The following is a 12,473-nucleotide window of genomic DNA, read 5'->3' as shown; positions in this document are numbered from 1 at the left end:
AGCCCCCGAACCATCAGTTCGGGGGCTTTTTACAATCAGTAAGTAAATAAAAACTTACTTATTAATATTAATCAACGCACCAGATTTACATTGGAAAGTATAGTAACGGCTTGTTTCATTAAACTTACCTAGACCTTCACCTGTACAGTAATCAACGTTAATATCACGCATGATATCTAGCGTTTTCTCATTGTTTAATTGGAATTTAGAACCGTCGCTACAAATAATGCGAACACGGCCATCATCACTAACTGAATATATTTTCACTTCAGTATTACATAGCTCAAAAGAGGCATCTTGATAATTGTCTTGTTGTTTTGGTGCACTGCTACAGCCAGCTAAAACTAGTGCAAGCACACACGCTAAACTGATTTTTTTCATGGTGATGATTCCCTTAATCTGCATTATCTTATAAATATATCGTTTCTACTGAATGAATGCGAGTTTCAATCTAATAAATCAGAGTTAAACCTTTATGGTGTTAATTTGAGATGTGAGCTCAGCCATTGTTTGCTCTATGTGCTGCATTTCCATTTCAAGATGATGAATAAGCTCGTTGGTTCCATTTGCTAGCGATGCTAAATCATCAATATCCGCATTTACCGCATTTGCCGTTTCAGATTGTTCTAATGTAGCTGCAGAGATACTGGTATTAAAATTGTCTATTTCAGAAACAGCAGAGTGCAATGAATCAATAATGGCTGTTGAAGAATTTACACTATCTTGAGTTTTTGCACTTAGTGTTTTGCTCTCTTCCATTGAAGCAAATGAGTGTTTAGCACTATGACCAATAGTATCCAATAATTGACGGATATCACTGGTTGCCTCTTGGCTTCGTTGAGCTAACTTTCTTACTTCATCGGCAACGACTGCAAACCCTCGACCTTGTTCTCCAGCTCGAGCTGCTTCAATGGCCGCGTTTAGAGCAAGTAAATTAGTTTGCTCAGATACGGCAGTAATCGTATCTAAAATATCAGATACATTAAGCGTTTGTTGTCCTAAGTGTTCAACGTGCTCGTGGGTATTAATAATACTGCGATGTAAATCATTCACTATATCAGCGGTGTTAATCGTGTGACTTTTACATTCTGTCGCATTGTTTGTTGCTTCGGTTGTTGTCTCATGCGCGCTGTTTGTTACGCCTGCAATCTCAGAGCTCGTTTGAGCCATTTCAGTCATAGCGGTAGCAATGCTATCGCAGTGGGTTAAGGTCGTTTGGCTTGATTGAGTTGCTTTTTGGAGGTGCTGGCTCAATAAATTAAGCTCACTTTGAGTTTTCGAGGCCACGGTATGAGCCGTTCGAAGGGGTAATGAAATGCTTTCAATTAATGAATTAATATCTTTAGCAATATGATCAAATTCGTTTTCATTATTATCTTCAAGCGTTAGCGTTAAATTCTTAGTTGCTGAAATTTCATTGATTCGACGACTAAAAGAGGCCATTCGCTGGCTGATTGAACGTGCGGTGGTGAAACTGATAAGGGTAATAGGAAGAATCAACAGCAGGGCAATCGCAATATAAATAATACGATTAAGTTTTGCTTGGCTCATGTTCTCATTTGCTGCGGTATTCAGCTCTTGAGATATGCTATCTGTGATCCCTTTAATAAGCCCAATTCGTTGTGTGGCAAGCGCAAACCACTCACTCGCATTTGGACCATCTAACGAGACTAAATTTTGTTTTTGAGATAGGTAACTCTGCTGAATATCAGAAACTTGCTTCCATGTATTTGAACGAGTTGCTGAGGTTAGTAACTCAATAAAATGAGAAGAGAGCACAGAGTTGGCTTTACGAATAGCAAGTGATTCTGTTGAAAGGTAATTATTGATGTCTGCATACTTATCTAAGCTAGATTTCTTACCTGCGAATGCACCATTTAACGCTCCTCGTGTTTTACCTGCTTCTTCTTTTACTTGTAAAAGTGCAGATAACCCTAACATTTCATTACGTAAATCTTGAGAATCGATACTTCCTATAATTACAGAGATAGAGTCGAGAGATAATTGATTTAATGTAGAGTAATAAACGAAAGGCGAGTCTGTAATTGATAGACTATCAACTTGAGAGCGAATGTTATTTTTATTGTTTAACTGCTTAATAATGTCTGAAAGTACAAGGTTCACCATCTCTTTATCTAAAAACTCAGCGTTAAAGCTACGGAGTGCTTGTTCGGCATCATCTGATTTTTTTCGCTGGGCAATTAACTTATCTTTACCTGAAGTACCTTTAGAGGCAATAAACCCTGCAGTTAAACCTCGTTCAACGGCAAAGCTATGAGCAACATCATCAAGAGAGTTAAAAAGGGTTACGGCTTCTAGTGAAAAGTTTGCATTATGGACCTTACTATTTTCCTGATTAAATAATTGAATTAAAAATGCAGAAATGATTAATGTAGGTAATAACGATATGATTAATAATCGGTATTTGATGCTTTTTAAAATAGATAACGTCATAGATAGCCTTGGAATAAAATAGGTTAGTTTAATAACATTTGGTAATATACGTTAACGCTTTAGTTACGTAGTGTTTTTTTATTGACACAACACTAACATATATCGTTGCTTAAACTCTTGAGCATAGGCACAGTTCTGCTTTTCTTGTACACTAAATAAAAAAGAATAGGAGGCAACTTATGCATTGTCCATTTTGTAGCGCAACAGACACGAAAGTCATCGATTCACGATTAGTTTCCGATGGGCATCAAGTTCGTCGTCGCCGACAGTGTTTGGCGTGCAGTGAGCGATTTACTACTTTTGAATCGGCTGAATTAGTGATGCCAAAAGTGATTAAATCGAATGGTAATCGCGAACCATTCGATGAAGATAAATTATCTGGTGGTCTATATCGTTCGTTAGAGAAGCGACCAGTGAGTGCCGATTTAGTTGAGTTATCATTAAATACCATTAAGTCACAATTACGAGCGACAGGTGAGCGAGAAGTGCCTTCAGATATGATTGGTAACCTTGTAATGGACCAATTGAAAGAACTCGATAAAGTCGCTTATATACGTTTTGCTTCTGTCTATCGTAGTTTTGAAGACATTAAAGAGTTCGGTGAAGAAATCGCAAAGTTAGAGAAATAACATGAAATTTACCTCCCAAGATCACCAAATGATGCAAAGAGCCATTTCATTGGCAAAACAAGGTATTTATACCACTGCACCAAACCCAAACGTAGGGTGTGTATTGGCAAAAAATGGACAGATTATTGGTGAGGGGGCGCATTTAAAAGCGGGTGAGCCACACGCTGAAGTGCATGCACTGCGTCAGGCTGGTAAAAATGCCGAAAATGCCACTGCGTATGTGACATTAGAGCCTTGTTCACATTATGGAAGAACCCCACCTTGTGCTGAAGGTTTAATTAAAGCGGGTGTTGCCAAGGTTATTTGCGCAATGGTTGACCCTAATCCTCAAGTTGCAGGACGCGGCTTAGCAATGTTAAATGAGGCTGGTATTGAAACGGCGTCAGGCTTATTAGGAGCCGATGCAAGAGCCTTAAATCCTTCCTTTTTACAACGAATGGAAACGGGAAAGCCATTTGTTCAATTAAAAATGGCAGCGAGTTTAGATGGTAAAACTGCATTAGAAAATGGGGTAAGCCAATGGATAACATCAAAAGAAGCAAGACAAGATGTTCAACGTTACCGAGCGCAAGCGGGGGCGATTTTATCCACTTCAAAAACTGTAGTAGAAGATAATGCTTCTCTAAATGTTCGCTGGGAAGAACTCCCTATATCAATTCAGAAATGTTATCAAAAAGACACAGTAAGACAGCCTCTTCGTATTATTCTCGATCGCCAGCATCAATTGACGCCTGACTTGAAGTTATTTATGACCGAGGGAGAGGTTGTTACTGCTTCTTCTCAATATACTCACTCTATAACATCACAAGATAATCATTTGCATTGTAATGTTACTGAAGATGGTCAACTCAACTTATCTGAAATCATTGATAAAGTAGCAAGGGCTCATAATGTTAATCATATTTGGGTTGAAGCGGGCGCAACATTAGCAGCAAGCATGATAAAAGCGGATCTTGTGGACGAACTGATTATTTATCTCGCGCCTAAGTTAATGGGCGCTGATGGACGCAGTTTATTAAATCTAGTTGGATTAAAAGCAATGTCTGAAGCGATAGAGTTAGATATTACGGATGTTCGAATGGTCGGAAAAGACATTCGTATTACAGCAAAAATAGTAAGGTAACAGATGTTTACAGGAATTATTGAGTCAATAGGAACACTTCAGGCAATCACTCCAAAAGGTGAAGATATTAGTGTTACCGTCAATGTTGGTAAGTTAGACATGGGCGATGTAAAGCTTGGAGATAGCATTGCCACCAACGGTGTGTGCTTAACGGTTGTTGCGATGACAGAGCATACCTATACTGCTGATTTATCGTTAGAGACTTTAAAACGTACCGGTTTTGTTGATTACAAAGCGGGCGATAAAGTCAATCTTGAAAAAGCCATGTTACCAACGACTCGCTTTGGTGGTCATATTGTCTCTGGCCATGTTGATGCAGTTGGTGAAATTATTGAACGTCATCAAACAGGTCGAGCGGTTGAGTTTTGGATCCAATTACCACAAAGTTTAGCCAAGTATGTGGTAGAAAAAGGGTCGATTACGGTTGATGGCATTAGCCTAACAGTGAACGATTTACGTAAAAATGCATTTAAGCTGACGATCGTTCCTCATACGGCAGCAGAAACAACCATGGATAACTTCTCTGTAGGTCAAAAAGTGAACTTAGAAGTCGATGTTATTGCTCGTTATTTAGAAAGACTTGTGATCGGACAGAAAGAAGAGCAACCTGAGTCTTCTGTTACGATGGATCTTTTGGCAAAATCAGGTTTCTTAAAATAACCATTTAACCTAACTTAATATATTAAAGGTATTTCACATGGCAATTAGCTCAGCAAAAGACATTATTGAAGATATTCGTTTAGGTAAGATGGTTATCCTAATGGATGATGAAGATCGTGAAAATGAAGGCGATTTGATCATTGCTGCAGAAAAAATTACACCAGAAGCTATTAATTTCATGGCAACACATGGTCGTGGTTTAATTTGTCTTACTATGACGAAAGATCGTTGTGAAAAGCTGGGTCTTCCACCAATGGTACAAGACAATAACGCACAGTTTACGACTAACTTTACGGTATCTATTGAAGCCGCTGAAGGCGTAACTACAGGCATTTCAGCAGCCGATCGTTCTCGCACAGTAGAAGCAGCTGTTGCTAAAAATGCGGTTGCCGCAGATTTAGTTCAGCCGGGTCATATTTTCCCGTTAGCAGCTCAAGAAGGTGGCGTATTAACTCGCGCTGGACACACTGAAGCTGGTTGTGACTTAGCGCGTTTAGCTGGTTTTGAACCTGCAGGTGTTATTGTTGAAATCTTAAATGATGACGGAACAATGGCTCGTCGCCCAGATTTAGAAGTTTTTGCTGAAAAGCACGATATTAAATTAGGTACCATTGCCGATTTAATTGAATATCGTAATGATAATGAAACCACAATTGAGCGCGTTGCGGAGTGTAAATTACCAACAGAGTTTGGTGACTTTGAGTTAGTGACTTATCGTGACACTATTGATAATCAACTTCATTATGCAATGAAAAAAGAGAACGTATCAGATAACGCGCCTTTGGTTCGTGTTCATCTACAAGATACCTTTACAGATATCCTTCATTCTGATCGCTGTTCTGAGCGCAGTTGGACATTACCAACAGCAATGCAGCGTATTGCAAATGAAGGTGGCGTGCTGGTTATCTTAGGTAATGAAGAATCAGCAGATAGTATTGTTCATAAAATCAAAGTATTAGAACGACAAGATAGTGGTGAAGCGCCAACCATGGCGAAAAAACAAGGTACTTCTCGCCGTGTTGGTGTTGGGTCTCAAATCCTAGCTGATTTAGGGATCTCTGATATGCGTTTATTATCGTCGTCTTCAAAGCGTTACCATTCATTATCTGGCTTTGGCCTTAATGTGGTTGAATACGTATCAAAATAGAGGCTCCCATAGGCTCTATTGAGTAAATAGAGCCCAAATAATTAGATATTTGTCACAAAGCTGTGATAGAATTCGCCGATTCTCACTATGATATATAGTTGAAAATAGTTACCCAGTTTAATTGGAATAATATAGATACAGGAAGGCTTATGAACGTAATTGAAGGCGGCGTTGCTGCTCCTAATGCGAAAATTGCAATTGTCATTTCTCGCTTTAATAGCTTTATTAATGAAAGTTTACTTTCTGGCGCTATTGATACTTTAACGCGTTTTGGTCAAGTATCTGAAGAAAACATCACTGTTGTTCGCTGCCCTGGCGCTGTAGAATTACCATTAGTTGCTCAACGAGTAGCTAAAACAGCAAAATATGATGCTATTGTTTCATTGGGTTCTGTTATTCGTGGTGGTACACCACATTTTGACTATGTATGTAGTGAATGCAATAAGGGTCTAGCACAAGTATCTCTGGAGTATAGCATTCCAGTGGCGTTTGGTGTTTTGACTGTTGATACTATCGATCAAGCAATCGAGCGCGCCGGTACCAAGGCTGGTAATAAAGGGGCAGAGGCTGCACTAAGCGCACTCGAAATGATTAATGTTCTGTCTCAAATCGAATCCTAATGGGGGTTAGTGTGAAACCAGCCGCACGTCGTAATGCACGTCAATTTGCGCTTCAAGCAATCTATTCATGGCAATTAAGCAAAGAAAATATTGCTGATATTGAAGAGCAGTTTTTAACTGCAGAGAAGTATGATGAAGAAGAGCATCATGCAAAAGAGCCTAAGCTACAAGCCCCAGAGACAGATGTAGCGTACTTCCGCGATCTTTTCTCAGGTGTTGCTCTTAACCACATTAAGTTAGACGGTAAAATGCGTCCATACTTATCTCGTCCACTTCAAGATCTTGACCAAATGGAACTTGCGTTATTACGTATGTCTATTTACGAGATGATGAACCGTGATGACGTACCTTATAAAGTTGTTATCAATGAAGCTATTGAACTTGCAAAAGTATTTGCAGCAGAAGATAGCCACAAATTTGTAAATGGTGTATTAGATAAAGCGGCTCCGACTTTACGTAAAAAATAAGTTGGAAGTAGCATACTAATTAATTGTAAAGGTCAGCCTAGTTGCTGGCCTTTTTTATAACTAAAAACTGAATGTATAAACAATGAGTAGTGAATTTAATTTAATAGATCGATTCTTTGTTCAAGACAATGTTTCTAGAAATGATGTTGACTTAGGTATTGGTGATGATTGTGCTTTGGTTTCAGTCCCTGAAGGTTATCAAGTTGCGATAACAACAGATACTTTAGCCGCTGGAACCCATTTTTTAGCAGATGCAGACCCTATTAAGGTAGGATATAAAGCACTGGCTTCTAATTTGAGTGATTTAGCAGCCATGGGAGCAAAACCAACTTGGGTTTCTCTCGCATTAACATTACCTAAGCCTGATGAGAAGTGGCTAGAAGGATTTTGCGAAGGTTTCTTTGGCCTGGCAAAGCAACATAATGTTCAACTCATTGGTGGTGATACAACCAAAGGTCCGTTAAGTATTACGATTACAGTGCAAGGACTGGTACCAAAAGGAGAGGCGTTAACTCGTAAAGGTGCAAAGGTAGGAGATGATATTTACGTTACAGGATTAATAGGAGACAGTGCCGCTGGTCTTGAAGTGTTATTAAATACATCGAAGCAGATAAAAACCGAGCTTGAACTAGAATTAGAATACCGACATTATTACTCAACCCCAAAAGTTGAATTAGCTCAACGCTTACGCCACTTATGTCATTCAGCGCTTGATATATCTGATGGCCTAATCTCAGATCTTGCACATATACTGAAACAATCCAATGTGAGAGCATATATTGATGTGGATCAGTTACCCATTTCTGATGAATTAATGCAGTATTTTTCTGGAAATCGAGAGAGATGCGAGAAAACAGCACTAACGAGTGGGGAGGAGTATGAACTTTGTTTCACTGCACCAAAAGAGAACAGAGATGCGATTAAAAAAATATCTTTTCTTTTAAATCAAGATGTTAGTATAATTGGTGAAATCGAGAAAGGCCCATTTAGCACCTTGCAGGATACTATTAAATTACATAAAGACACCACCTCATTAGATTGGGTTCTTTATGGCTACGATCATTTTAGGAATTAATCATGACAAATCCTTTAGCATTAATTAGTTTAAAAAATCCGTGGCATCTTCTGGCTACAGGCTTTGGTAGTGGTTTAGCGCCAGTGATCCCTGGCACAATGGGAACGCTAGCTGCAATCCCATTTTATCTATTGTTAGCACAACTTCCTTTTTCTCTATTTGTGGTCGCAGTTATTGTTTCTGCAGTAATAGGTATTAAAATTTGTGACATTACTTCATCAGATATGAAGGTGCACGATCACGGTTCAATTGTATGGGATGAATTCGTTGGTCTTTGGATAACGATGAGTATTGTTCCCTACTTAAATATATCGGTAACTGACTGGAAATGGTTACTAACAGGGTTTATTTTATTTCGATTTTTTGACATGGTAAAACCTTGGCCAATTGGATGGCTAGATAGCAAAGTTCATGGCGGCTTTGGCATCATGCTAGATGATATTGTCGCTGGATTTATGGCTCTAATTAGCCTTTGGCTAATTGGTAAATATTCTGGTTGGTTATAAATGGTTACATTCAAGGCAAAATGCTGTTCATTACTGATGGTATTGGCTGTTTGTTCAAGTTATTCCAAGGTCGCGTTTTCAGATCCTGTTTTGGTTGGATACTGGGGCTATAATGAGTATTTGACAAAGTACCCTAAAGAAAAAGCGCTAACATCGTCACTGACTAATGTCGTAAAGCAAGACCCTATTCCTTTATCTGTAACACAAGATAAACCAATTAACATTTCATTTGTTTATCCTGGGGAGCAGGCCTCTGATTATTGGAAGCGTAATTTAATCGCTTTTGAGGCTCGCTTACAAGCATTAAATATAGAGTATGAATTAATGCCAGTATCAACCCGTTTGAATGTTGACTTTAAAGAGCAGAGTCGCTCTTTATATAATGCGATTGAGCAAAAATCGGATTATCTTATTTTTACTCTTAGCACGACTCGTCATCGTAAATTCATTGAACATGTACTACAGAATCCTGAAACTAAAATTATTCTGCAAAATATCACAACACCCGTAAAAGCATGGCATGACACTCAGCCATTATTATATGCGGGCTTTGATCATGTTATAGGAACTCGTTTGTTGGCAAAATATTTTCAAACTAAGTTTCCTAACGGCGCTAAATATGGAATGTTATATTATTCTTATGGTTATTTAAGTACAGCTAGAGGTGATGTATTTGTTCAATCAATGGATAATAATAAGTATACGTTAACGTCTTCATTTTATACTGATTCGACAGAAGAAAGTGCTTATAAGGCAACGAAAAATATAGTGAATGACAACCCTGATATTGATTTTATTTATTCTTCTTCTACTGATATTGCTCTTGGTGCACTAGATGCCTTAGATGAGAATATGAATGTTCAACCTATGCTTAATGGTTGGGGTGGTGGCTCGCTCGAATTAATAGCTATCGAGCAGGGGAAACTCGATGCTACAGTCATGAGAATGAACGATGATATTGGCGTTGTCATGGCTGAAGCGATTAAATTAGATCTTGAAGGTAAGCAAGTACCTATTGTGTACTCTGGTGATTTTGAAATGGTTACATCAGAGACAAGCACTGAAGAGTTAGAGAAGCTAAAGCAGAGAGCCTTCCGTTATTCAGGCGTAGACTTAGAGCATGAGTAAAGAAAATTTTGTGAAAAAAGCATCGTTAGCAGATCTTATCTTTCGAGCTATTTTCGTTATATTTTCTATTTTAACGGTAGGTATAACAATTCATACCTACCAGCTTAGTATTAATACAATAAATGAAGAAGTTAAGCGAAACTTACAACAAACCTCTAGTTTAGTAACTAATTTTTTAAATCATCGTTTAGCCATATTGCAAATCAGGCAAGATACGGATGCGGGTAGTTTGGGGTTACAAGATGGTGAAAATACAGACCGTATTCGAAGCCTTGAGCATTATTTCTCAGATATAGAAGCTAAATCTCCGTACAATTCGCCAGACTTTCGTTTTATTGAGAACGATAATAAACTTTATTGGAATGATGGTAATAACTTGTTTCTTGGCTTATATGATAAAGATCTTCAAGGTATAATAGGGAAAAACATTCATATTAATATTTGGTATTATATGATGATTGATGAAAATTTATCTCAAAATCATATATTAATAAGAAAAACACCGATCGTAATTTCTTCTACTGGTAAGATAAGAGGATATTTATACAATGCGGAAATATTAAATAATAATATTTCTTTTGTTCATAATTTAAAAGAAATAAGTAATAGTCAAGATGTGTTAATTGTCAATAATAATAACATTATAGCCACAAGTATAAAAAAAGAAACAGAAGAATATGATGAAATTAAAAAAACAATTAATGATACTGATTTACTATCAAAAAATAAAAATATAAATTTGACAGATATAGATATTGAATCATTAAATGGAAAATTATCTATATTAACTTTGCAAAATACAAATAATATAGAAATGCTAGAGCAACGATTCATTTACAGTGTTGTTCTTTCATTTTTTGTTCTTATTGCTATGGCGATATTAATTAGAGGTCTATTTGAACATAAAATAGTATTAGCACTTAAATCATTGCTAAAATATGCAGATGATGTCTCGAAAAAAAATTCGGGTACTCAATATCAGGGTAGTGGTATTCTTGAATTTGATAATATAGGACATAAATTAGAAGAAACCTTTATTGAATTAATTGAAGCAAAAGAAGACAGTTATAAAGCTCAGGCAACTGCTGAAAAATCTACACAAGTAAAATCAGATTTCTTAGCGCGAATGAGTCATGAGATACGTACGCCTTTAAATGGTATTCTTGGCATTTCTAGTTTATTAAAACAAACCGATTTAACTGCCGAGCAAAGAAAACAAATAGCAATTCTTCACCAGGGAGGGGAGCATCTTCTTGCTGTTTTAAATGATGTACTTGACTTTTCTCAGATAGAACAGGACAAACTTAATATATTGTGCGAACCATTTAAACTGAGTGATGTGTTAGAAACAATTAATGCAATATATACTCCTCTTTGTGCAGGGAAGGAAGTCAATTTTATTATTTATAATAACATTGATGAAAATGCATTAATCAATTCTGATAAGGTTAGAATAACTCAAATATTGTTTAATTTATTAAGTAATGCCGTTAAGTTTACTGATTCTGGTAACGTTAAATTAACGCTTTCTTTAAAAACAAATAATGATCAAGTTATCCTTTATATTGATGTGGCAGATACCGGTATAGGTATGGACTTAAAGGAACAATCATTAATATTTGAACCCTTTATTCAAGCGGAATCAACAGAAATAAGAAAAGTTGGTGGTAGCGGGCTAGGGTTGGCTATTGTTAGGCAGTTGTTGGATTTATTGCATGGGAAAATTAGCGTTCAAAGTAAATTAGGTTATGGTTCTATATTCCAGGCTCAAGTCCCTGTTACTGTTATTGATACTGTAGATGAAAGTACTGCGAACCAAGATAGTACTTACGAATCTTTACTGCCAACCGGTTTAAATGTACTTTTGATTGAAGATAATAAGTCTAATGCTTATATCGCTAAGGCTTATTGTAAAAAATATGGCTTACGTGTGGATTGGCAAATTTCTGCTCAAAATGGTATTAATCAACTATTGGAGAGGTCGTTTGATCTTATTCTTATGGATAATCAGATGCCAGGGATGAGTGGTATTGAGGCAACAAAATATATTCGTGATGTATTAAAATTGAATACACCTATTTATGCTTATACGGCTGATGTATTGAAGGAGTCTAATGAGGAGTTTTTAATGGCTGGAGCTAATTATGTAATTACGAAGCCAATAAAAGAAAAGTCTATTTTAGATGCCTTAGTTTTTTATAAGCTTCAGTGTAGACATTAACTGCGTTTAATTCGAACTACTTTCATTATTTCTATTTCAAAACCCGCTAGGATTTCTATACTTGGGTAATAAGTAAGGTTTATTCTTGCCCCCTTGAGTGATTGGTAGGGTTTTGTTCGATTAAATTTAAATGGAACATTACAGTTTTCAATCATGATGGTATGCTGTATCCAACGTCCAATATCACGCTGAGTATGAGATGTTACTTTGACATCGGTACTGTGCGTAAGTTGTTGGTGTTTATTTAGCATCTTATCTACGTCTGACTTCATTATGTTGACCATACAATTTAGTGTATGGAGATAATGAAAGATAAACGGACTACAGTCAATAACACAAGGAAAGCTTATGTCTAAGAAAGTATATTGTATTGCTCATTTTTTACCAAAAGAGGGAAAATTAGACGCATTATTTACGGTATTGCAAAATTAGACTAAATTGTC

At 37.0% G+C, this 12,473-nt stretch carries 13 protein-coding genes; 10 read left to right on the top strand and 3 right to left on the bottom strand.

What is annotated here, in order from left to right; translation table 11 throughout:
- Nucleotides 1-54 precede the first annotated feature (54 nt).
- Nucleotides 55-381 (bottom strand): outer membrane protein assembly factor BamD, encoded by a 327-nt coding sequence (locus F8B77_RS04860; RefSeq protein ID WP_151654230.1) that lies wholly within the window; start codon nucleotides 379-381, stop codon nucleotides 55-57.
- An 84-nt stretch (nucleotides 382-465) separates the two neighbouring features.
- Nucleotides 466-2,454, bottom strand: coding sequence for a methyl-accepting chemotaxis protein (locus F8B77_RS04855; protein ID WP_151654228.1), 1,989 nt, complete (start codon nucleotides 2,452-2,454; stop codon nucleotides 466-468).
- Nucleotides 2,455-2,633: 179 nt separating this feature from the next.
- Between F8B77_RS04855 and nrdR the strand changes: the two genes are divergently transcribed.
- The 10 genes from nrdR to F8B77_RS04805 all read left to right on the top strand — a co-directional run bounded on the left by nrdR (nucleotide 2,634) and on the right by F8B77_RS04805 (nucleotide 12,030).
- Nucleotides 2,634-3,083 (top strand): transcriptional regulator NrdR, encoded by a 450-nt coding sequence (nrdR, locus tag F8B77_RS04850; protein WP_130044730.1) that lies wholly within the window; start codon nucleotides 2,634-2,636, stop codon nucleotides 3,081-3,083.
- A gap of 1 nt (nucleotide 3,084) precedes the next feature.
- Nucleotides 3,085-4,206: a bifunctional diaminohydroxyphosphoribosylaminopyrimidine deaminase/5-amino-6-(5-phosphoribosylamino)uracil reductase RibD gene (ribD, locus tag F8B77_RS04845; RefSeq protein WP_151654226.1), complete on the top strand. Its 1,122-nt coding sequence runs from the start codon at nucleotides 3,085-3,087 to the stop codon at nucleotides 4,204-4,206.
- A 3-nt stretch (nucleotides 4,207-4,209) separates the two neighbouring features.
- Complete coding sequence (locus tag F8B77_RS04840; protein WP_130047208.1) at nucleotides 4,210-4,866, top strand: riboflavin synthase; 657 nt, start codon at nucleotides 4,210-4,212, stop codon at nucleotides 4,864-4,866.
- A 37-nt stretch (nucleotides 4,867-4,903) separates the two neighbouring features.
- A complete protein-coding gene (gene ribBA, locus F8B77_RS04835) occupies nucleotides 4,904-6,013 on the top strand; it encodes a bifunctional 3,4-dihydroxy-2-butanone-4-phosphate synthase/GTP cyclohydrolase II (RefSeq protein WP_130047207.1) in 1,110 nt (369 codons plus the stop codon).
- A gap of 149 nt (nucleotides 6,014-6,162) precedes the next feature.
- Nucleotides 6,163-6,633 (top strand): 6,7-dimethyl-8-ribityllumazine synthase, encoded by a 471-nt coding sequence (gene ribH, locus F8B77_RS04830; RefSeq protein ID WP_122035847.1) that lies wholly within the window; start codon nucleotides 6,163-6,165, stop codon nucleotides 6,631-6,633.
- A complete protein-coding gene (gene nusB, locus F8B77_RS04825) occupies nucleotides 6,633-7,100 on the top strand; it encodes a transcription antitermination factor NusB (protein ID WP_105054205.1) in 468 nt (155 codons plus the stop codon). Before ribH ends, nusB begins: the two co-directional genes overlap by 1 nt.
- 82 nt (nucleotides 7,101-7,182) lie before the next feature.
- On the top strand, nucleotides 7,183-8,175 hold the full coding sequence (gene thiL, locus F8B77_RS04820) for a thiamine-phosphate kinase (protein ID WP_151654224.1): 993 nt from the start codon (nucleotides 7,183-7,185) through the stop codon (nucleotides 8,173-8,175).
- Between the two features lie 2 nt (nucleotides 8,176-8,177).
- Nucleotides 8,178-8,681 carry a phosphatidylglycerophosphatase A gene (gene pgpA, locus F8B77_RS04815; RefSeq protein ID WP_130088118.1) on the top strand — a complete coding sequence of 168 codons (504 nt, stop codon included), beginning with the start codon at nucleotides 8,178-8,180 and terminating at the stop codon, nucleotides 8,679-8,681.
- A gap of 36 nt (nucleotides 8,682-8,717) precedes the next feature.
- Entirely contained in the window at nucleotides 8,718-9,809 is a 1,092-nt protein-coding gene (locus tag F8B77_RS04810; RefSeq protein ID WP_244298219.1) for a substrate-binding domain-containing protein, read from the top strand.
- Nucleotides 9,802-12,030: a LuxQ periplasmic sensor domain-containing protein gene (locus tag F8B77_RS04805; RefSeq protein WP_151654220.1), complete on the top strand. Its 2,229-nt coding sequence runs from the start codon at nucleotides 9,802-9,804 to the stop codon at nucleotides 12,028-12,030. The genes F8B77_RS04810 and F8B77_RS04805 overlap by 8 nt, the downstream gene beginning before the upstream one ends.
- Here F8B77_RS04805 and F8B77_RS04800 read toward each other — a convergent pair.
- Nucleotides 12,027-12,302, bottom strand: a complete 276-nt coding sequence (locus tag F8B77_RS04800) for a hypothetical protein (protein ID WP_167512764.1) — start codon at nucleotides 12,300-12,302, stop codon at nucleotides 12,027-12,029. The genes F8B77_RS04805 and F8B77_RS04800 overlap by 4 nt on opposite strands.
- Nucleotides 12,303-12,473 lie beyond the last annotated feature (171 nt).

This window comes from Aliivibrio finisterrensis (genome assembly GCF_008933155.1).
In the GTDB taxonomy this organism is placed as follows: Bacteria; Pseudomonadota; Gammaproteobacteria; order Enterobacterales; family Vibrionaceae; genus Aliivibrio; species Aliivibrio finisterrensis.
This window is presented reverse-complemented; position numbering and strand designations above follow the sequence as displayed.